Below are 19,385 nucleotides of genomic sequence, written 5' to 3' on the forward strand. Positions count from 1 at the left end.
CCACGAATTTCAAAGGTGGTACCCGCCACGTGATTTATCCGTGGGATCAATCCAAAATCGCAAATCGAAAATCACTTATTGCCCCCGCATTTATCTCGCGCAAGTCAATCTAAAATCTAAAATCTAAAATCTAAAATCGATTGACTGATTTTGAGAGAGCGAGAACAAATTTTTGTCCTCGGTCTCAATTATTGTGATTTAAGCGTCAGTGTCAAAAATCGAATCGCCGCTGTAGTCGCAGGTTGCGGACTGATTCCGCCCCTGTTCCTTAGCACGGTAAAGTGCACGATCGGCGATCGCAATCAAGTCAGCCGATGATAGTTCCGAAATCGGAATCAAGTTGGCGATACCCATACTAATAGTAACTACATCGCTCACATCAGAGGTTTTGTGAGGAATATGTAAAGCTTGAATAGCAGCGTGAATCCGTTGGGCCACCGAACTCGCTCCTTCAATATCAGTATTCGGCAAAATGATGGCAAATTCTTCCCCGCCGTAACGCGCCACCAAATCCGCCGGACGGTAGACCACTTCTTGCACAGTCTGAGCAAGTTTGAACAGACAACTATCCCCCATTTGATGACCGTAGCAATCATTATAGCGTTTGAAATAATCCACATCAAACAACAAAAGAGAAATAGGTTTTTGTTCCCGGTATAGCCGCTGCCATTCATGCTCTAACCTGTCATTAAAACAGCGGCGATTAGCAATTTGAGTCAACCCATCAATATTTACCACTTGTTCTAAGAGATGAGTAGCGCGGGCTAGTTCTTCGTTAGAGAGTGCCAGTTGTTGATTGATTTCTCTCATGCGCGCTTGGGCCTGCTGCCTTTCTGCCAATTCCTTCTGCAACTTCTGAAAAATATCCGCTTGTTTAATGGCGATCGCTAACTGATTAGCAATCTGTTTAACAAGGTCAATCTCCAATTCTTCCCATTGCCGAGGAGCCGAACATTGATGAATACATAACAACCCCCACAAATCTTGTCCATTGAGCAGCGGCGCAACTAAATTAGCCCGAACCGGAAATTGTTTCCAAAGAGCGCGGTAACAGTGTTGAAGGTCAATATTATTGATATCTTCAACTACCTGCATTCTCCATTCTTGATATGAATCAGGATATGGTTCACCACCACACGGGTCGTTAAATTGATTTTTGCTTACCAATTTACATCCTTCGCCTACGGATTCTGAAACAAACTCACCATATCCAAAATTACTATCAGGATCTAACTTAAATATGCCGACGCGCTCCGCATCAAGAAACAGGCGAATCTCATGGGAAGCAATCTCAAAAATTGTAGACAAATCAAGAGAGTGACGGATGTGTTGAGTAATCTCTTGAAGTAATATCGCCTTGTCGTACTGTTTCCGCAGGGCGATTTCCGCTTGCTTTTGGGCGAGAGTAGCTGCCTCGGCTGCTTTTTTTGCTTTAATAATTTCACCTTCGTAGAGGATACGCTGGCGGATACAGAGTAAGATGCAATCGTTGACGAAGCTTCCTCCCTTCTCCCGACGCACAGCGTTGATCAGCATGGGTATATCACTACCCTGCTTCGACCTTAATGAGAAGTAAATTTCCTCTACTTTACCGTGGAGCTTCAACAGGGGGAAGAAATGGGTTTGACAGAAAATCCGGCTGGCGATCGGCAGAATGAATTCCATTTTCCGTTCCCGCAGTTCATCGGTTTCGTATCCGAGTAATTGCAGTAATGTGGCGTTGACCATTAGGATCGTACCATCGTCAGCAAACGAGAGGAATCCACAGGGTGACGTGTTTAGTAGCTCGTCTATCTGGTAGGTCATGTTTGCCATACAAATCAGGTAGTATGAGGTGCACTCAAATACTCCTTAATCATCTCGATCGTCTCTTGTGGATGACTCATGTGCGGGCAATGTCCCGTAGCTTTCATCAGCCGTAGCGTACTTTTAGGCAGGTGGCGGTGGAGATAATGCCCTACCTCGGTGGGAGCTACCATGTCCTCACTACATTGCAATATCAGTGAAGGTACTGAGGCCTTCGGTAAATCACTGCGATTGTCAGAGTAAAAAGTCACCTCGGCAAAGCGACTTGCAACCACCGGATCGGTGGAACAAAAACTTGCCTCAAGTTCCTCACTTAACTCAGGACGCTCCTCATTCTGCATTACCATTGGCGCCATAAAGCTTGCCCAACCAATGTAATTTTTCTCCATGATATCGAGGAGATCCTCAATATCTTTGCGAGCAAACCCTCCGTAATAATTTGGTAAATCATTCATGTAGCAGGGTGAAGGCCCTACGAAAATCAGGCGATTAAAGTAATTAGGAGCTTGAATAGAGGACAGAAGGCCGATCATACTGCTGACAGAATGGCCGACAAAAATCACCTCAGTCAATGCCAATTCTTCACAGATATCGAGGACATCCTGAACATAGCCATTGAGGTCGCTGTACCGTTCAGGACTGTAGGCACTAATGTCAGACTGTCCCGAACCTACATAATCAAATAGGATGATTTTGTAGTCCTTCTCGAAGGCCGATGTTACGAAACGCCACATATTTTGATCGCACCCAAATCCATGAGCAAACATCATGGTCTGGGTGCCTTGTCCAAACAATTTTATATTATTCCGTAAGAAAATTTTTTCAGTCATTTGAGCGATACGAGCATTAAATTGATTATAAGACTTTTGCGCGCTGTTATGAGGGAGGATTGCTTATCCCAAAGAGTGGTAGACAACAATTCAGGATGTCGGATTAATTGAGTGGCAACCTCAGCACTGACAGGCTGGCTAAACATATAACGCTGCCCGATTTCACAGCCGATGCTTGTAACTATTGCCATTGCGCTGGGGTTTCAATTCCTTCGGCAATTGCGATCGGATTTAAGCCATCGGCCATTGCAACTAGGGCTTTGGCAATTGAGCCAGCGATCGGATCGCTGGCTCAATCCCGCACAAATAAGCGAGTAAATTTGAGCGACTTCACGGGAACATTTTTCAGATTGTTAAAAGCAGCATAGCGAGTCTCAAAATCCTCGACAAAAATCCCCATACCATGCTCCGATAATTGGCTCAAAAGATTGTACGTAATGTCAACATTAAGCATCATTGCCGTTCCCGTAATCTATAGCTAGACATATTTCGGTTTCTTTTCGGTGCGCTCAACAATGCGATCGCTCTTAGCGATTAAAGTCGGTTGGGTGAGTTGACGTGCCGACAGATTCACCGCAATCTTAAGAAGAATTAGTCCTGCTGCTAGCCACTGCTGATATTGCCAGCAAGCTTGCTCTAAAACCCATTTGCTCTTCGGGCAAAATCAATCCAGTTTTTTCGGCGAGGGGAATACATCGATGGCGATGAATCCAACCTCGTTCAGGAGAATGCCCTCCTACTATAACTTTAACACCAGCAAGGCTACCTGTTTGCCAATATAGCTGAGGTTGATCGTACAGCAAGTATTGGCTTTCAAAGCACAATTCCAGAGATTTGCGATGCCAAGGTAATGATTTTTGATACTAAAATTAGTCTTAATATTTTTGTAAAGGCAATCCCCCGTGGTTCCGCTAATCTAGGAGTAGTAGGGATAGGCACGACGCGGCACTAAGCTGCTAGGCCAGAAAGATTTTCTGGTATGTTCTAGAATCGGATTGGGACAGAATTTGATTGATGATTTGTGAGAGGTCATTGAAATATACAATTTAGAGGGACAAAAGCTTACCCCTAGATTTTTACCACACCCTATTTAGTGGGATTGCTATAGCAAAAGGCGCTGATGAAGAAGGCAATAAAAGCTCATATTTCAGCACTTAAGAACATCCCAAACATTGTCGCGGTTGCTATAAATGTTCACAAAGTCCTCAAATTAAAAAAGTTGGGTTTCCTCGCTCAACCCAACCTACTTTTAACGACCAATCACTGCTAACTCTCAAATATCCTCATCGTCTTCACCTTGCACACCCTGGAGAATCCGGGATAGCTCACTCTTCTCATTAATCGTAATCCGACTAGGAGAACCGCTGATAATCCGTTCGTAACCACTGAACGAATCTTTAATTTGTGGGCCTCTTTCAGTAATCGTGTATTCTCGAATTCCTTTGTCGTGCCACGAACCGCGCATCTTAAACACATTAATTGCCCGCGACATTTCTCCTCGAATCTCTACATACTGCAGCATGATAATCGTGTCAGTAATCGTAGAAATATGAGAGTCCGTAATCGAATGAGCACCCATAAACTGGTCGCTTGTATTCGTGAAAAACCCGGTTATTTCTTCCTGCTTCGCAAAACCTGTCACTCCGATCACAAATTGCCTGAAAGCATTATTGCTGACACCCCTAGCTAACGCCGACAGCGAGTCTATAGCAATTCGAGAAGGTTTGAACTCAGCAATTTCTGATTTAATACTCTGCAAGTGGTCTTCCAAACCCGCCGATTCCGGGTAAGTGCACAGCAGCTTCAGCAGTCCTTTCTCTTCCATTTCCTCAAAATCAATCCCCCAAGAATAAGCATTGCGGAACAACTGAGCCCGCGACTCTTCATAGGCAAAAAGCAGCGCCCGATTGCCGTTCATACAAGCATTCTGCAAGAACTTGCTCACCAACAGCGTTTTGCCGGTTCCCGTTGCACCCGTAGCCAAAATAATTGAGTCTTTGAAGAAGCCGCCACCGCACATCTCGTCGAGAGTTTTATCGCCCGAAGAAACCCGCACGTTTGAAGACTTTTGAGTTAATCGCATCGCCCCCAATGGGAAAATATTAATTCCGTCATTAGTCATAGTAAAAGGATATTCGCCCTTCATGTGAGTTGTACCCCGCAACTTCAAAATTTCGATGGTGCGGCGGCGGCGTTCTCCTTCCAATACGTTGCGAACAATCACCACATTATCCGACACAAACTCTTCCACCCCAAACCGCGCCACCGGGCCGTATTCTTCCACCCGTTCCGTAGTCATAACTGTAGTTGCTCCTACTTGTTTGAGGCGCGCAACTAAGCGAAAAATTTCTCGGCGCACCACCGATGCAGCATCGTACTGCTGAAATACGGCTGTCACCGAATCTATAGAAACCCGCTTGGCTTTGTATTTGCGAATGGCGTACTGAATTCGCTCGATTAAGGCTGATAAATCAAAATTTCCTACGATATCTTGACCTTCCGGATCGGGGGAAGCGTCCAAAATAAATAGCTTGCCTTCCTCGATTAACTGTGCCAGATCCCAACCGAAACTGCAAGCATTTTTAATAATATCTGTCGGAGATTCTTCAAAAGTTACGAACACTCCCGCTTCGTCAAAATGGGTAATTCCATTATAGAGAAATTGTACGGCAAATAAAGTTTTTCCCGTTCCTGACGTGCCGCTGACTAGGGTGGTTCTGCCGAGTGGCATTCCGCCGTGACTGATGTCATCGAAACCCTCAATCATCGTGCGAATTTTTTCAACTCCTGGCGTTACCAATCCTTTTCGTTGAACCGTTTGACTAATTTCATTCATGTCGATTTTTGTCAACTCTCAGTATTCTTTAGTTGTCACTCATTAACCGCGGATCGTGAGTCTTTGTACCCAGCTTTTAGTTTTGGCTCTTGCTCAATAACTAATGACTGCTGACTGCTGACTAATGACCCCCCCCAAAAACCGATACCGTGCGACGTACTCCTGTTGTGGAAAGATAAAAATTTTAGACTTTTGTTCAACCTCCCAGATTCATCTGTTGAGTAAACCTAAAATCTAAAATCGTTCGACGATCGCGGGACTCGACGCTTCGACGCTCGCCCTCGCCGAACGTTTGACGCCAAACCGAAGTCTCAAATCTAAAATTGACTGACTCTTACCTGATTATCTTATGAATTCATGTCTTCTTCGCGAAGTTCTTCATAGAGCAAATCTAATCCTATCAGAACTTTCTCGCGATCGGACAAATCGCCAATAATTTTTCGCACCGGCGGCGGCAGGATTTTTGCCAGCGTCGGGGTTGCCAATATTTTGTCCTCTTCTGCTAGCTGAGGATTTTTGAGAACATCTATGACTTTCAGCGCGTAGACTCCTTGAAATTCTTGTTCTAGGATGTCCTTTAGGGTTTTCAAAGCTCGCACTGAGTTGGGAGTATTCCCCGCAACGTACAGCTTCAGAACGTAGGTTTTCTTCAGAGGACTCATGAACTTTTTAAAATGTTGAGTATTAGTTGTCAGATGTTAGTTGTAGTTGTTATTTGTCAAAAATCCGCTGTTCTTTGTTATTTTATAATAATTGCTGCCTCGCGCTCGCGCGGCCGTTGGTCGGCTCCTTTCTTTTTTGTTAGATTCTACCTTCTACCTTTTCTTTCTTAAATTATGCCGAATCCCTGCTACATTCTACCTTGAGATGTCTCTTTCGGAATCGATCGCCGATACATCTCGCACATATGAGCGATCGCGTCAATCAGGGTCAAGCGGTAATCAAGCAATATTTCCTCGCTGCGGCCTTCTAATTTTAGCTGTTTAGCAAACTCGTCCATCAATTCCATGTGAATTTCTACAATTTGAGTCACGGGAACGTCAGCAAAAAAAGCCAAATTCACAAATTCATCTATTTGATTGTTGACCGCAGCATCTTGAGAAAAATAATTCAAAACGATGCCGCGATAACTAGACTTGAGTTGCTCCAAAAACTTTTGCTTCTCTGGGCCCGACAGATTTCTCAAAAAAATCTGGGAATTTCTTTTATAATACACACCTAAGTATCCTAATCGCTCCCGTAATTTTTCCGCCAGCCGCCGCTGCTGTCGGCTGAGCAAACTTTGAGCAGTCAATTGGGCTGTCGCATCAACCGTTACGGATTGGTAATTGACAGGAACCGGAGTTGAAAGTTTCAGAAAGTGTGCGATCGCCCGATCGATACCGGCAGCTATTTCGCTCGATCGAGAGATTGCCAGTTGCACCTCAGCAGGGTGATAAAAAAAAGCACAGCTTTCGTCTTGACTCTTGTTAGCGGTACTGGCTGCAGCCTCAAAACCATCTGAATATGGTGCTTCGGGCCTGCCATCTACCGGCGCGTGAGGCGAAAAAATTACAGCAGGCAAAAAGAGCGATCGTTCTTGCAGCTTGCCCAGAAGCGATCGCAGATCCCCATCCACCTCCAAAACCAAACAATCAAGGTGATAATGGTGCTTAAGGAACCCCAAAAGCTCCACTGCCGACTTAATGTGCGTTAAAGTATAGCGTTCGGCTCTCAAAAGCTCGATCGCAGAGGCTGCGATTTCCTCAGAGCGGACAAAAATACCGATAGACAGTTGAGGAAGCAAAGCTGTAGGTGTACCACCTAAGTTGCCTGAAAGTGCTGGATCGCTCAGAGTTGATATCTCCTTTACAAAAAACTTAACATTTTAACAATCATCTCAACATTTATTTTAACCAATCTTAACCGCAAAATAAGTGATGCGCTTCTAGCAGAGGAAGAATCAAAGTCTACTCCGTGGTTTTTGTGTCAAGCACCCTGAGCGTGATTTCTGCAATTAAGCTTAAGCCTTAAAATAATTGCTAGTCGCCTCAAATCAGGAGTAGGCATCGAACTCCCCGGTCTCGGTGCAGATACCGAGCCTGATAGCGAACTGATATAAAACAAATAAGATACAGAAATTCGCAGCTACATTGAGCATCAAAAATATTACTGCTCTCGCGAGCAGACTCTCAGGTTTGTTATGCCAGTCACCACCCCCAGTATCAAAAATTTTATCGAGCCAGTGCCGGTGTGCCTCCAAACGGCTGCGCTAGAATCGCTGCAGTCAATTTTCAGCTCCTGCAACTGCGATCGAGTCGCAGTAGTCAACGAACAGTTACAGCCGCTGGGATTAGTGTACCTCCGCAGCCTTTGGGCCCGCGCGGCCGATCGCACAAACGACGGGCAGCAACCTTTGTCAGAAAGCTCGATCGCGATCGAAGCAGTCAGGGCATTACCCGCCGCTATGAGCGTCAGCGAATTCTGGCAGTACCTGCAAACAGAGGAACAGAACACCCCAGCCCGGCCAAACCGTCAAACCGCAGGCATTTCATCAAACAACCCGATCGCCCTCACAGATGCCAGCGGTCAATTTTTAGGAATGCTAGACAGCCTGAGCCTGCTGCAATTCGCCGCACTTAACAGCAGCTCTCTCAGCAGCCTCCCAGAGCAGGCAACAGCCGTCAAAGAAATCGAATTAAGGCCGGTTTCCGAAGCCATCGCCACGGCCCTAGGCGCTCAAGTGCGCTTTCTAGAAGCAGGATTGAAACCTTCGGAAAACCTGAACTCCCTAGTGGAACTGTTGGAAAAACTGCCCCTGCCCCTGAGATTGCAAACCCCTACCGCACAAATAGTCAGCCAAAACGCAGCGTGGCGGATTTTGCTGGGAGCAGGCCCAGAACCAGTTCCAGAACCAGCAGCAAATTTGGGTAAACACTCGCCCCGCAAACCAAGCCCTTTAACAAGCGAATACAATAGCGTGCAGTTAGAGGCCATCACCAAAGAGTCCAGGAGCCTAGTAGGAGCAAGTCGATCGGACGATTCCCTGCGGGATAGCTTCGCCGCGCGTGATTCAACCGCAGCCACCAGTTGCCCGCTGCCCCTGTACGGTGCCGCCTCCCCCTCAACCTTAACCGCTCCAGCTTGGTGTCCTATGGCCGGCAAACCAGACACCTACATTTGCGAGTGCCCCGTACAAAAAGGTCAAGAACGGATCTGGCAATTTGTCAAACAGCCGCTCTCAGACAAGCTAATTTTAGTAATGGGACAAGATGTCACCGAAGAACATTTAGTCGCCAAAGAACTAGCAGCGAAAAACGCAGATTTAATCCACCTCAACCGACTAAAAGACGAATTTTTATCCTGCATCAGCCACGAACTAAAAACCCCGCTCACCGCCGTCCTAGGTTTGTCCAGCCTCCTCAAAGATAAATTGATCGGAGAACTCAACGATCGCCAAACACGCTACGCCAAACTAATCCATAAAAGCGGGCGGCATTTGATGACAATAGTTAACGACATTTTAGACTTGACCCGGATGGAAACCGGGCAGCTAGAACTAATTCCCGAACCGGTCGAAATAGCATCAACCTGCCAAAGAGCCTTTGAACAGGCAAAACAACTGCAACAGCAAGAAGAAAAAAACCCTCCCGTTCCGAGCACAACGGACGGTACAGCAAACGCAGAACCATCCGCCCAAATAGAATTTACACTCGAAATAGAACCGGGACTGAGCCACTTAATTGCCGACGAACTGCGACTGCGGCAAATGCTAGTTAACCTCCTTTCCAACGCCCTAAAATTCACCGAACTCGGCGGCAAAATCGGATTGAAAGTAAATGTTTGGGAAGGCTGGATCGCATTCACAGTTTGGGACACTGGCATCGGCATCCCCGCCGACAAACAGCACCTAATCTTTCAGAAATTCCAACAGCTAGAAAGCCCCCTCACCAGGCGCTTTCAAGGAACCGGACTGGGACTGGTACTAACTCAACGCCTAGCTCGGCTCCACGGCGGAGACGTTTCGTTTATTTCCTCCGAAAACCAAGGCTCTCAATTTACCCTGCTGCTGCCACCAAATCCTCCGGGAAATAGGAGTGAAGAAGTGCCGGCATCGGGATCTGCCGAGGAAGAATTATTAAAACCCCAATATCAGATTCCGATCGCCAATTCTCGCTCTCGTTTAGTATTAATAGTCGAAGCAGTTCCCAAATATATCGAAGATTTAACCAACGTCATCTCAGGTTTGGGCTACCAAGTAATAGTCGCCCGTTCCGGCACCGAAGCGCTGGAAAAAGCTCGCAGGTTCAGTCCCGAAGCGATTTTCCTCAACCCGCTGCTGCCACTGCTGTCGGGTTGGGACGTGCTGACGCTGCTCAAAAGTGACCCGGATACCCGATCGATTCCGGCGATCGTCACGGCCACCAGAGGCGAAAAAGAACGGGCCAGTGTCAACAGGGCCGAAGGCTTTTTGAGCTTGCCGGTGGAAGAACCCGCTTTGCGGCGGCTGCTGGCAGACTTGATCGGTCACAGTAATGCTAGTAGCCCCAAAGTAAGGAGTTCTTTAACCGTGTTGTGGCTCAGCCCGCAAAACAGTTCGTCTCAAGGTTCCGCTTTACTGCTCAACCCCAACTACTGCCGGGTTTTAGAAGCAGACGACCTCGGCCAAGCAGAACTCGTGGCCCGAATTTGGCGGCCCGACGCGATCGTCTTAGACGGTACAAGTCAACTGCAAAACCCATTAGCTTTTATCGAACAGTTAAGTCGGTCTCGAAATTTGGGTTCTCTCCCCTTGGTGACTTTAGAACCCACTACTACGCAACTGGCAAATCAAGTCAAAGGATTGTCGGTATTTCCCTGTTTGGCTACCCGCAGTCCCGACGACAGTGAAACTTCAGGTACCGGGTTGGTGGCCAGTGCATTGTGGCAAGTGATTCAAGTTGCTGCTGGCATGAGTTGGAAGCCCAGCATTTTATTTGCCGACATTTCGACTTTACCCGATTTGCACTCCTCTTCTGGGGGGAACCCGACGGAAGAATTGGAACATTGCGATCGATCGACAAATGCCGAGATTCCCCTCCCCAATTCCCAGTTTTCTACTCCCAACTTTCAAGCTTTGATCCAGTACATCCACACCGCAGGATTTCGAGGGTCGATCGCTCCCTGTTGGACAGAAGTTTTGCAGCAGTTGCAATATCAAAGCGTTGACTTAGTTTTGCTGTGTTTGCGAGATGCCCCATCAGAATCAACCGCTATGCTGCAGGCGCTGTCGAACCTGCGCCAAATGGCAGTAAAACTGCCAATTTTAGTCTGGGATTATCGGTCTGCTGTAAATTCGGAATCAGAGGCGATCGACTTTCTACTGCAAGAAGTATCTGCCAAAATTTTGCCTTCTTCCTTATCGGCAGCACAATTGTTAGACAAAATTCAACAGGCTTTATTAACTCACTCAAGTTATTGAAAATGAAGAATTTACCAGGTTTGTAGTGCGGAATTAACTCGTTTATAAATCAGTAAAAATAAACTATTATTATGAGCTAAAACATAATTTTGTAGAGCTTTAACTGACAACCGCGAAGCCTTATTTATTAACTGATTCAAGTTGCTAATAACTCAGAAGTTTGCCTAGTGGTAGTGAGGTAATCAGTCGTGTCTAAAACAGTGAATAAAAACGACAAGCCTGAATGTAAACATAATTTGAGAAGTATTTAAATGAAAACCCAGAAGTGTTCCGAGTCAAGAAGCAATATCAAAACTTAAAAATATGAGTTATTATAGGCGATCGAGAAACCCTTATATTTTTTTCTGGGGCTGTACAGTGCCTAATCGCATTCCTTTAATATCTCTGCTACTCGCACTCGGTTTGGGGGCAATGCCCGAGCCTGCTGTTGCACAGGCACTCCTGCCTTACACCCTGCAAATCGACTCGGCCCAACTCGAACAAACGGCCTTGAGCCTTGCAGAAGAAGCCGTCCAGCTAGCCAGACTCCAGCAGTACCAACTAGCGGTACCCAGAGCCGAACTCGCCACACAGTTAGCCCCCAAAAATGCTCAAACTTGGACTTTGTTAGGTAGCTTGTACCTTCAAGTCGAGCAGTTTGACAAAGGCATTGAAGCTTTGGGGCAAGCTCAATCTCTGTCGCCAGAAAATCCATCAATTAAATTTGTCTTGGGAGAAGCTCACTTTCGGAAAGCAAACTATGAGAAAGCAGCCGAATACTTGCAAGCAGGATTGAAACTAAAACCAGACACTCCAGGCGCATTATTTGATTTAGGGAATGCTTTTTATAAGCTAAAGCGGTTCGATCAGGCGATCGCCCAATACGAAAAAGCCTTTGCTTTAGAAAAAAACCTGTGGCCTGCTGTCAACAATATCGGATTAGTCAAATACGAAATGGGAGATGTTGATAGCGCCATCAAACGCTGGCAAGAAGCGATCGCGATCGACGACAAAGCAGCCGAAGCAATGCTAGCTTTAGCAGTAGCATTGTACACCAAAGGTGACAAAGCAAAAGGCTTAGCGATGGGAGAAGCAGCTCTGAAACTCGACAAACGTTATGCTACGGTAGAATATCTCAAAGAAAACCTCTGGGGCGATCGTTTAATCGCAGATACGCAAAAGTTGCTAGCCACTCCTGAAATGAAAGCAGCACTGGCTAAAATTCAAGACGCCCCACCCCCTCCCCAAATGTCGCCTTAATTGTAGTTAAGTTTGTAGTGAGGACTTCAGTCCTCAAAGCCTTTTTTAACTGAGAACCAACTATCTTATTCACGACTAAGACCAAAAAATAGTTGAATACGTTATGGGTAGGGGTAAGGTGCGCGCACAGCGCACCCTACAGATAGAGTTGGTGGGTAAGTTTTATTATTGCCACGAAGCAGTCGCTGTCTTCAATTCTCCAATCTAAAATCTAAAATCTAAAATCTAAAATCGCATGACCCCCCTAAGCTGGACAGAATTAGAAGCCCTCACAGACTTTGAAGTCGATCGCACAAACGGTCCCACCAACGCTCAATCCCGCTTGCGCCTCTTCGGTAAAACCGAATCCGATGTGCGAGTCACTCTGTACCGCGACAACCATGCTTGGTGTCCCTACTGCCAAAAAATCTGGCTGTGGCTAGAAGAAAAACAAATTCCCTACCGTATTGACAAAGTTACAATGTTCTGCTATGGGGAAAAGGAAAGCTGGTACAAGCGCAAAGTGCCATCGGGAATGCTACCGGCGATCGAACTAGACGGCCGCATCATCACCGAAAGCGATGATATCTTAATCGCGCTGGAACGAGTCTATGGCCCCTTGGGTTTGGGCATGGAAAACCCCGCAGTAATACCCCTGCGGCGGTTAGAGCGACTGCTGTTTAGAGCCTGGTGCTCTTGGCTGTGCTACCCAGCAAGTTCAGCCAAAGTAGAACAACACAACCGCAACCAATTTATCAGCGTCGTCACCCAGGTAGAAAAGGCCCTGGCTAGCACTCCGGGGCCTTATTTCCTCGATGAATTTGGCACTGCGGATGTCATCTTTACGCCCTACGTTGAACGGATGAATGCCAGTCTTTACTACTACAAAGGCTACTCGATGCGGGAAGAAAACCCGCGCTTTGCTGACTGGTTTGCGGCGATGGAAACCCGCCCTACCTATCGTGGCACTCAGAGCGATTTTCACACCCACGTCCACGATTTACCACCTCAGATGGGCGGGTGTTATGAAAACGGCGAACCGCAGATGCTACTCAACAAAGCCCGCGTGGATAATGGGCCTTGGGCTGGACTCCCGGATGTGATGTATCCAGAACCTGAAACCTCCCGCGCTGAAGCACTTCACCGCGTCATTAAGCACCAGCGCAACATCGTTCGAGTCAATCCTGCTGATGACAAGTTATTCGATGAGGCTTTGCGTTGTGCTTTAACTTTGATGATGACTGGCGAAGTTTGTATGCCGCCGGCTGGTTCTGATGCGGCTTTGCGGTATTTGCGCGATCGGGTGAATGTGCCCCGCGATATGTCGATCTACGCGGCCAAGCGATTGAGGGAAGCGTTGGAGGAAACGGCGGCTTTGGTGGGTGATGGCCAAGGTTCTCCGATTCTGCTGAAGCATCGGCGAGACCAAGATCCGGCTAATTTTGTGTATAGCGATCCTAAATGAATTGTTTAATTGTTGTAGGGGCAAACCCCCCGTGGTTGCCCCGATCCGTGGGGGTAGGCACGGGGAGTAGGGGTAGCACTACCCCTACATATTTGTACTGATTTAGGATTGCTATAGGGGGCGTCTGGTGGATTTGCTCAAAGATTTCTACAAAGACGACATTACAAATTTGTAAGGTACGATCGAATTATTTCCTAGACTGTTTCAGAGGCTATGGGTATGGTTTCAGTATCCAACAACCAACCAATTATTATTCGTACAGAGCGCGGACTGACAATTTCAGGTACGCGCATCACTCTCTATGATGTGATGGACTACTTGACGGCTCAATATCCCCCGAAGTTTATCCGTTCCTTGTTTGACTTAACAGAGGATCAAATTAACGTTGCTTTATCCTACATTGAGGCAAATCGTGCAGAAGTCGAAGCAGAATATCAAGTTGTTTTAAGGCAAGCTAAGGAAATTAGGGAGTATTGGGAAGAACGCAATCGCGAACATTCAGCCCGCGTTGCAGCGATGCCACCCAAACCAGGTCGAGAGGCTCTTTGGGCCAAACTTCAAGAGCAGAAAGCCAGACACGAAGTAGAAGCATGAATTTTCTTATAGATCACAATCTCGGAGGTCATGCAGAGATTTTATTAGGAAATATTGCGAGTCAAGGCTGGTTAAATCTACTCCCAATTCGTTTTGTCACTTTCAAGCAGATGAATTTGTCGATCGACAGTAACGATCGAGTTGTTTGGCGACTTGAGAGCGGCAAATCAGATGATTTTGCTTACTGCAAACCGCAGCATGAAGGGTGAAGACTCCCTGGAACAGGTGATCCGAGAAGAAAATACAGTGGATTCCCTACCTGTGATTACGATTGGAGATGCCGATCGATTTTTAGCCGATCGAGTCTATCGAAATCGTTGTGTCGATCGTATTCTGGAAATCTTGCTGGATATCGAAACCTGGATGGGCGTTGGTCGTCTTTTTGTTCCGTAAGGTGAGTAAATAGAATTGTGCTACCATTTGTAGTATTGAAAGTGGCATAAATAGTTTTACAATAATTATGAAAGTATCTATCTCTTTGCCAGATGAGCTAGTGCGTTACATTGACGATCGTGTAGAAAATCGCAGTCGGCTAATTGAGCTTTTATTGCAAGCATGGCGCAAACAACAAGAACAGCAGGCAATGGTGGAAGCCTGTTTATTGCTGGATGAACTGAGTGATGAATTAAGCGATGAGGATGAAGCATGGCAGCAAGCAGCGATTACCGACTGGGAAGCATCTGGGTCGTGAATTTCGATCCCTCAGTCGGTACAGAAATCCGCAAGACTCGACCGGCGGTAATTATTTCAGGAACTGCTTTTAATCAACGCAGTAAAGTTACAGTTCTGCCCATCACTTCTGCTGTTCCAAACGAGCATTTACGGCCCATTGTTTTGCCAGTAATTCCTTCGACTCTCAATGGTCTGAGTACCGAGAGTTTTATCGTGTGCGTCGATCCGATGACGTTTGATAAACGCAGACTTGTGCGCTGTCTTGGGCAATTGGAGTTGCACCAAATACCAGAAATTAAACAGATTTTGGCTCGATATTTAGAAATTGAAGAGTAGGGGAATGCAAAAGCTGGGGGGTGACAAATATAGCATCGAGTGACGCAGGATTTTTAGAGGGTTAAAAAAATCCTACATTGCGGCCTTTGGTCTCAGTGTAAGCGGGATAGAAAACGGGAATTTTGAGTTTTTATTCGGTGAACATTGTGGCGACCATGAGTATATTTGTCCTCATATTTGCGGTTTAAACTATAAAAATGTGACTCGATTGTTGGCATCAATGTGTATATATTTTAACTTTTGGAGTTGAGATATTATTTTTTCTTGTTCAGACTCAGAAATTCCGCCTTGAAATTGAAACATGGCGGCGATTGAATTCTTAAGTGAGCTTATTTTGGTGGGCTTTAATTTTATGAGCCTTTCAAAAACATATTCAACTACTTCCGAACTATTTAGAGGTGTCGAGAAGTCTTTCCGGTTCTCTTCAATTGGGTGTTGGGCGTTTTGAGTTTCCTCTTCTTTTCTGGCTAGCTGTATCAGCAGTTGCGCCAAACGCAACTTGTCCCTGTATCCAAGCTGCTGGCATAAGCCAGCTATCTCATCATAAGTCATCACAGCTTTCATTTGAAAATTCTGATCGCGGGATAACTGCCGCTGTTTAGCCAATTCAGGATTTGACATAAAACAACCTTGAATTCATTTTTCCATCTTACCACTCCCCCAAAGATTCGACTAAACCCTCCAAATCCTCTGCATCATCGCAGCAAATTCGATAAACTCGATCGCCCCGCCGCCGACATCTACCTGCAACTCGTCAACAAACACCAGTGTGCCAAATCCACAGAGGGCATCGCCCCGCACCCTCGCGGAACTCCAAATCTACTCGCAACTCCTCGCAACTCCTAGAGTGGGAAAAATACCCCATCCTCATTTTCTACGAAAACGCGATCGCCACTACCCAAGGTTTTAGCCAAACTTTTCTGGATGCCCTCACACGCTTTAAAGGTTGCCGCAATCTCTGCATATACGCATAAGTTTTAATCTTCACCATCCACCGATTATTAGCATTGCCACCTCCCTAGCAACATCCAAGACGGTAAGGACGTTCTAGATCGCTCAAACAATTGCCTGGAATTGTATTTTTACATCGACTTCTTCCTTGTTCCTTCTGCTATAAATCTACTCAGAGTGTTAATCACCTAATTTGTCTAATTTTTTATAATCTGTAAAAAGTTAAGCTTAAAAACTTAACTTTTTACGGACTGATATCTAAGCAACCTCTACGAACACACCGCTGCGAGCAAACTCCTCTTCTTCAGGACTAAAGACTGGAGCTTGATCCACAAGGTCAGGGTCAAAGTAATATGTCTCTTGTAGGAATTGTCCGCTGACGATCGCCTCCTCCAACTCCTTGATATAATCTTGGGCAACTAAGCAAGCCTCCTTGATACCTTCCTCATCCCTCTTATCCAACAGCTTTTGCAAAGTTGCTCTCACCCCTGTCAGTCGTGCCGCAGGCTTGAGCATACCGTAGAGGCGGTACATTCGATCGGTGGCAATGCTAATGTGTTTGAGGGCCTTGGCTCGTGCTAGCTCAGAGTCAATGCTGGGCCAATAACGAGTGGTGTAGAATGCTTTCTCATCCTTGTGATACCACTCCTCCGATCGCGCAATTGACGAAGAGACAGTATTGTGCAGCTTCCAGAAGAATAAGCGCAGGGAAGCGCCATCTACTACGGTCGATAACTTCGCCTCCATTGATACCTCAAAGTCATTCAGACGCGGGTCGCGCCCAAGCACGAGGTACTCTACAGGGTACATTTCCACCTCTTTATTCTGCACGACATAGGCGTTGAGATGGTGGCGGCAGTAGGGGCAGGGATACATAGTGGCAAACAGCTTGAAGAAGTCCTTGAAGATTGCCACCAGAGTTTTTTGCTGTTGGGGGGTCTTGGTAGAGACGATTTCAGCCGTAGTGTGGAAGAAACGCCACACCGCAGGGCCAATATAGTAAGGGAAGCTGACACGCATTTGTGAATTCTTTATTTCACTGCGATCGATATAAACGTCAATAAACGATACATATTGCGAGAGTTCGCCAGACTCGCGCCCAAACTCCAAGCGTTCGCGCCGTTTCTGTACCCCATTCAGGTAGTTGTGCGTCAAGCGCCATGCCTGTTTGAGCATTAGCTTCTGTTTTGGAGCGCATTTGGGAAAGTTTTCTACAACATCCGCCCCATAACGCCCAAATTCCCCTGACGTTTTAGTTGCTTCGTACCACTGGTTTAAAGCCGCTTCGTCAGGCATCGTGTTCAAGGGGATGTCTGCTGCTGTGCTGACGCTGAAGGCCGCTAGCAGCTTCGGCATAAAGTCCTCATACCAATATGCTACTGGCATCATCGCACCATCGATTTCCTCTGAGGCATCCGAGAGGATGACGCGGTTCCACTTCTTCAGGTACTCTTTTGGATCTCCTTCAGATTTGGCTGGTGGCGGTGCCATTTCCTCACTCAGTTCCATTTTTCGCAGTCGGTTGAGTTCGTTGATGGCAAGCACACCCTCGGCGATGTCACGCAAGTTGAGACTTTTCTTCTTGATGGTGATGGCAAACTCGACTCCCGCGGCAAACTTTTCCTTGGCAGTTGCAGATTTACCTCGCGCCTCCAACATGGCTTTTTGTTCGGCCAACATTTCTGGAGTTTTTTCTATAGTCTTCCAGTTTTTGATGCGATCTTGCAGTCTGGCATATTCATCTTCGAGCGATTTAACTACTGCATCCAATAAAGGGTTGCACGCCGACTCTACTACACCTAATCCTTTATAAAGCCCGATCGCACATCTGACAAATTGCACAAAATCAACGATTCTGTAGGGCAAGTTTCTCACGCGCAGGTGAGTCTCGTGGTTTGCGGAAAAACTCTCGCGGAAACTGCGGTAGGCTGCTCCCTGGATCAGACGAAACAAACCAATCTGCATCTGCAAGCGGGAGGTACCGCGCTTCTTATCAGCTTGTGGGTGTTGGGCGAGTAGTTCTTTTAGCCGCGCTATTTCTGGATTGCTGTCGGTAGGTGCTTCTTGTAGATTAGGTTCAATAGTCGCAGAAGCTGCCTCATTGATAGCAGTTGCTGTAGTTGCGATCGCAGCGGCTGTACTATCTGAAATCTCGGTTGTCTGTGTGCTGACAACCGGAACCGGCGAGTCTTGATATCCGGTTGTGAGCTCTGACTCATCGGGTACCAGTTTGCAGAATTCCTTAAAGTCAATTGAGGCATCGCCGTCATGGTCTACCTCTTTGATGATCTCATCGAGCTCTTGCTCTGTCAGCCCAAACTGGCTCATCACGCCGTGCAGCTCGTCTCTGGTGATTTGACCGCTACCGTTTTCATCAAATACACTAAATGCCATTTTGAGACGACTCTGGCGATCGCCTTGCTGGGACACCATCAGCATTTTGAATTCATCAAAATCGATACTGCCCGACAAGTCTACGTCCACTTCCTTGATCATGTCGCGCAACTCGGTTTCGTTAGGACTCTGGCCGAGCGATCGCATCACTTGACCCAGTTCTTCTGATGAGATAGCACCGCTCCCGTCCCCGTCAAATACTTGGAATGCTTCCCATAACTTTGCCACATCTTCTTCAGTCATGACTTTTTTTTCAATCTGCACAGATGTCATCACTAAATCCTCCCTGAGTTTTTTATTTGCTGTCTATTGATTATGACCAATATACTTTAATTCCTGATGAGTTACGCAACGGTATTGTCAAATCCCAGGGGGTTGCCGATTTCTCCCACTTTGGCTTGTGACAGTTGATCTATCAGTTTGATATTACTCCCAGTAATTTTCCCAATCATCCTGAAAAGCTTCCCGTAATCTCTGCATATACGCATCAGTCTTAATCTTCACCATCCACAGATTATTAGCATTGCGGCCTCCCTTGCACACAACACCTTCATCCACACCGTATTTCTCCTTGCGAACATCATCCATAAACTTGCCCGTCAGTTTGCCGCGATAAATCACTCGCGCAATATTTAATTTACCAAAATCCTGAATAAACCGATCGGGAACAACCATACCGCCCTCAGTTTCCACATCAAAAAGCACCAGTTGTTTGCGATCGTCCTTTTTGTGCTTTCCCGCAAACGAGTTAGCACCAAAAAACTCTGTAAGGAATGAGAATTAAATAACTTCCACTCTTGAAAGTGGGATGGGCGTCCCGCCCGTCCAAAAAGGACGGGCGGG

General features: G+C 46.5%; 21 protein-coding genes. 10 read left to right on the top strand and 11 right to left on the bottom strand.

The window, feature by feature from the left end; translation table 11 throughout:
• Window positions 1-198: 198 nt before the first annotated feature.
• Window positions 199-1,815, bottom strand: coding sequence for a diguanylate cyclase domain-containing protein (locus tag QUB16_RS25410; RefSeq protein WP_333320434.1), 1,617 nt, complete (start codon window positions 1,813-1,815; stop codon window positions 199-201).
• A gap of 5 nt (window positions 1,816-1,820) precedes the next feature.
• Window positions 1,821-2,636: an alpha/beta hydrolase gene (locus tag QUB16_RS25415; RefSeq protein WP_333320436.1), complete on the bottom strand. Its 816-nt coding sequence runs from the start codon at window positions 2,634-2,636 to the stop codon at window positions 1,821-1,823.
• 107 nt (window positions 2,637-2,743) lie between these two features.
• On the opposite strand from QUB16_RS25415, the gene QUB16_RS25420 reads away from it, so the two are divergent.
• Entirely contained in the window at window positions 2,744-3,004 is a 261-nt protein-coding gene (locus tag QUB16_RS25420) for a hypothetical protein (RefSeq protein ID WP_333320438.1), read from the top strand.
• On the opposite strand, the gene QUB16_RS33700 is transcribed toward QUB16_RS25420, so the two are convergent.
• From QUB16_RS33700 to QUB16_RS25440, 5 genes are all read right to left on the bottom strand, one after another.
• The gene (locus QUB16_RS33700; RefSeq protein WP_445251164.1) at window positions 2,929-3,093 is read right to left on the bottom strand and encodes an EAL domain-containing protein; all 165 of its coding nucleotides are present in this window, start codon (window positions 3,091-3,093) and stop codon (window positions 2,929-2,931) included. The two genes, QUB16_RS25420 and QUB16_RS33700, sit on opposite strands and share 76 nt — an antisense overlap.
• A gap of 124 nt (window positions 3,094-3,217) precedes the next feature.
• Window positions 3,218-3,460, bottom strand: a complete 243-nt coding sequence (locus QUB16_RS25425) for a hypothetical protein (protein WP_333320440.1) — start codon at window positions 3,458-3,460, stop codon at window positions 3,218-3,220.
• Window positions 3,461-3,909: 449 nt separating this feature from the next.
• Window positions 3,910-5,472 carry a circadian clock protein KaiC gene (gene kaiC, locus QUB16_RS25430; protein ID WP_333284233.1) on the bottom strand — a complete coding sequence of 521 codons (1,563 nt, stop codon included), beginning with the start codon at window positions 5,470-5,472 and terminating at the stop codon, window positions 3,910-3,912.
• A 347-nt stretch (window positions 5,473-5,819) separates the two neighbouring features.
• Window positions 5,820-6,134 carry a circadian clock protein KaiB gene (gene kaiB / locus QUB16_RS25435; RefSeq protein WP_236503428.1) on the bottom strand — a complete coding sequence of 105 codons (315 nt, stop codon included), beginning with the start codon at window positions 6,132-6,134 and terminating at the stop codon, window positions 5,820-5,822.
• Between the two features lie 188 nt (window positions 6,135-6,322).
• On the bottom strand, window positions 6,323-7,258 hold the full coding sequence (locus QUB16_RS25440) for a circadian clock protein KaiA (RefSeq protein ID WP_333320442.1): 936 nt from the start codon (window positions 7,256-7,258) through the stop codon (window positions 6,323-6,325).
• Window positions 7,259-7,654: 396 nt separating this feature from the next.
• Here QUB16_RS25440 and QUB16_RS25445 point away from each other — a divergent pair, with 396 nt between their 5' ends.
• The 8 genes from QUB16_RS25445 (at window position 7,655) to QUB16_RS25480 (ending at window position 15,197) form a co-directional block, all read left to right on the top strand.
• On the top strand, window positions 7,655-10,912 hold the full coding sequence (locus QUB16_RS25445) for an ATP-binding protein (protein WP_333320443.1): 3,258 nt from the start codon (window positions 7,655-7,657) through the stop codon (window positions 10,910-10,912).
• 357 nt (window positions 10,913-11,269) lie between these two features.
• Complete coding sequence (locus tag QUB16_RS25450; RefSeq protein WP_445251165.1) at window positions 11,270-12,151, top strand: tetratricopeptide repeat protein; 882 nt, start codon at window positions 11,270-11,272, stop codon at window positions 12,149-12,151.
• Window positions 12,152-12,386: 235 nt separating this feature from the next.
• Window positions 12,387-13,595, top strand: coding sequence for a glutathione S-transferase family protein (locus tag QUB16_RS25455; protein ID WP_333320447.1), 1,209 nt, complete (start codon window positions 12,387-12,389; stop codon window positions 13,593-13,595).
• A gap of 219 nt (window positions 13,596-13,814) precedes the next feature.
• Complete coding sequence (locus tag QUB16_RS25460; protein WP_333320449.1) at window positions 13,815-14,189, top strand: DUF433 domain-containing protein; 375 nt, start codon at window positions 13,815-13,817, stop codon at window positions 14,187-14,189.
• On the top strand, window positions 14,186-14,398 hold the full coding sequence (locus tag QUB16_RS25465) for a hypothetical protein (RefSeq protein WP_333320451.1): 213 nt from the start codon (window positions 14,186-14,188) through the stop codon (window positions 14,396-14,398). Before QUB16_RS25460 ends, QUB16_RS25465 begins: the two co-directional genes overlap by 4 nt.
• Entirely contained in the window at window positions 14,388-14,582 is a 195-nt protein-coding gene (locus QUB16_RS25470) for a hypothetical protein (RefSeq protein ID WP_333320453.1), read from the top strand. Before QUB16_RS25465 ends, QUB16_RS25470 begins: the two co-directional genes overlap by 11 nt.
• A 67-nt stretch (window positions 14,583-14,649) precedes the next feature.
• Complete coding sequence (locus QUB16_RS25475) at window positions 14,650-14,880, top strand: ribbon-helix-helix domain-containing protein (protein ID WP_333149050.1); 231 nt, start codon at window positions 14,650-14,652, stop codon at window positions 14,878-14,880.
• Window positions 14,835-15,197 carry a type II toxin-antitoxin system PemK/MazF family toxin gene (locus QUB16_RS25480; RefSeq protein ID WP_333320455.1) on the top strand — a complete coding sequence of 121 codons (363 nt, stop codon included), beginning with the start codon at window positions 14,835-14,837 and terminating at the stop codon, window positions 15,195-15,197. The genes QUB16_RS25475 and QUB16_RS25480 overlap by 46 nt, the downstream gene beginning before the upstream one ends.
• A 189-nt stretch (window positions 15,198-15,386) precedes the next feature.
• Here QUB16_RS25480 and QUB16_RS25485 read toward each other — a convergent pair whose 3' ends face one another.
• Window positions 15,387-15,818, bottom strand: coding sequence for a hypothetical protein (locus tag QUB16_RS25485; RefSeq protein WP_333320457.1), 432 nt, complete (start codon window positions 15,816-15,818; stop codon window positions 15,387-15,389).
• Between the two features lie 51 nt (window positions 15,819-15,869).
• On the bottom strand, window positions 15,870-15,998 hold the full coding sequence (locus QUB16_RS25490) for a hypothetical protein (protein WP_333320459.1): 129 nt from the start codon (window positions 15,996-15,998) through the stop codon (window positions 15,870-15,872).
• Here QUB16_RS25490 and QUB16_RS33705 point away from each other — a divergent pair.
• Window positions 15,965-16,171 (top strand): NACHT C-terminal alpha/beta 1 domain-containing protein, encoded by a 207-nt coding sequence (locus tag QUB16_RS33705; RefSeq protein WP_445251166.1) that lies wholly within the window; start codon window positions 15,965-15,967, stop codon window positions 16,169-16,171. The two genes, QUB16_RS25490 and QUB16_RS33705, sit on opposite strands and share 34 nt — an antisense overlap.
• A gap of 235 nt (window positions 16,172-16,406) precedes the next feature.
• Here the strand turns inward: QUB16_RS33705 and QUB16_RS25495 are convergent, their stop codons facing one another.
• Together QUB16_RS25495 and QUB16_RS25500 are read right to left on the bottom strand one after the other, a co-directional pair.
• Entirely contained in the window at window positions 16,407-18,815 is a 2,409-nt protein-coding gene (locus QUB16_RS25495) for an EF-hand domain-containing protein (RefSeq protein WP_333320461.1), read from the bottom strand.
• Between the two features lie 153 nt (window positions 18,816-18,968).
• Window positions 18,969-19,247 (bottom strand): hypothetical protein, encoded by a 279-nt coding sequence (locus QUB16_RS25500; RefSeq protein WP_333320462.1) that lies wholly within the window; start codon window positions 19,245-19,247, stop codon window positions 18,969-18,971.
• Window positions 19,248-19,385 lie beyond the last annotated feature (138 nt).

Source organism: Microcoleus sp. D3_18a_C4, assembly GCF_036702415.1.
Classification (GTDB): Bacteria; Cyanobacteriota; Cyanobacteriia; order Cyanobacteriales; family Microcoleaceae; genus Microcoleus.

Bases quoted from the DNA above. Each gene is read 5' to 3' on its own strand.
- QUB16_RS25410 (WP_333320434.1), bottom strand. From the start codon at position 1,815: ATGGCAAACATGACCTACCAGATAGACGAGCTACTAAACACGTCACCC.
- QUB16_RS25415 (WP_333320436.1), bottom strand. From the start codon at position 2,636: ATGACTGAAAAAATTTTCTTACGGAATAATATAAAATTGTTTGGACAA.
- QUB16_RS33700 (WP_445251164.1), bottom strand. From the start codon at position 3,093: ATGATGCTTAATGTTGACATTACGTACAATCTTTTGAGCCAATTATCG.
- kaiC (WP_333284233.1), bottom strand. From the start codon at position 5,472: ATGAATGAAATTAGTCAAACGGTTCAACGAAAAGGATTGGTAACGCCA.
- kaiB (WP_236503428.1), bottom strand. From the start codon at position 6,134: ATGAGTCCTCTGAAGAAAACCTACGTTCTGAAGCTGTACGTTGCGGGG.
- QUB16_RS25445 (WP_333320443.1), top strand. From the start codon at position 7,655: ATGCCAGTCACCACCCCCAGTATCAAAAATTTTATCGAGCCAGTGCCG.
- QUB16_RS25455 (WP_333320447.1), top strand. From the start codon at position 12,387: ATGACCCCCCTAAGCTGGACAGAATTAGAAGCCCTCACAGACTTTGAA.
- QUB16_RS25460 (WP_333320449.1), top strand. From the start codon at position 13,815: ATGGTTTCAGTATCCAACAACCAACCAATTATTATTCGTACAGAGCGC.
- QUB16_RS25465 (WP_333320451.1), top strand. From the start codon at position 14,186: ATGAATTTTCTTATAGATCACAATCTCGGAGGTCATGCAGAGATTTTA.
- QUB16_RS25470 (WP_333320453.1), top strand. From the start codon at position 14,388: ATGAAGGGTGAAGACTCCCTGGAACAGGTGATCCGAGAAGAAAATACA.
- QUB16_RS25475 (WP_333149050.1), top strand. From the start codon at position 14,650: ATGAAAGTATCTATCTCTTTGCCAGATGAGCTAGTGCGTTACATTGAC.
- QUB16_RS25480 (WP_333320455.1), top strand. From the start codon at position 14,835: ATGGCAGCAAGCAGCGATTACCGACTGGGAAGCATCTGGGTCGTGAAT.
- QUB16_RS25485 (WP_333320457.1), bottom strand. From the start codon at position 15,818: ATGTCAAATCCTGAATTGGCTAAACAGCGGCAGTTATCCCGCGATCAG.
- QUB16_RS25495 (WP_333320461.1), bottom strand. From the start codon at position 18,815: ATGACATCTGTGCAGATTGAAAAAAAAGTCATGACTGAAGAAGATGTG.